Below are 569 nucleotides of genomic sequence, written 5' to 3' on the forward strand. Positions count from 1 at the left end.
CCTTCCGCGTCTGGACGATGGCCTCGTTGAGGGCGGCGACTACGTCCGGGCTCCCCTTCGTGGCGGCGAAGTAGAAGGGCGTCTGCGTGAGCGTGGCCACGACATGAGCGCCCCCGATGAGATTGATGTCCACGCCCGTGAGGACGTCGACATCGCCCGATTCCAGAGCCTTGAGAAACTCGTCCGCGCTCTCGTAGGTCACGGCTTCGAGCTCGATGCCGTTCATATCGCAGAACGTCTGCACTGCGGCGCGCGTTTTGGGGGAGGGCCCGTTGAACGCCGCACGCAGCTTGTCTTTCGTGTAGATGTTGGTGAAGGACAGATCCTCGTTCTCGTTCGAGGCGAACAGCGCCGTGTGCGCCGACCCGTAGGCGTTGATGGCGAAATCGTACTGCTCGGCGAGCTGGTCGGAGTAGTTCATGGCCCCGATGATGTCGACCTCGCCGTTCGCCACCATGTCGAGCAGCATGGTGAGCTGCTCGTTGAGGTCGCCTTCCACATGAACGTACTCGTAGTCCCAGCCGGTGTACTGGGCGATCTGCTGGAGGTAGTCGTACGTGTACCCCGAG

The 569-nt window shown here is 62.2% G+C and carries 1 protein-coding gene; it reads right to left on the minus strand.

What is annotated here, in order from left to right:
* Positions 1-569: substrate-binding periplasmic protein (locus C2L80_RS13555; protein WP_129589981.1), on the minus strand; the 569-nt coding region annotated here is incomplete at both ends.

Origin of the sequence: Rubneribacter badeniensis (assembly GCF_002899695.1) — a bacterium.
Taxonomy (GTDB): domain Bacteria; phylum Actinomycetota; class Coriobacteriia; order Coriobacteriales; family Eggerthellaceae; genus Rubneribacter; species Rubneribacter badeniensis.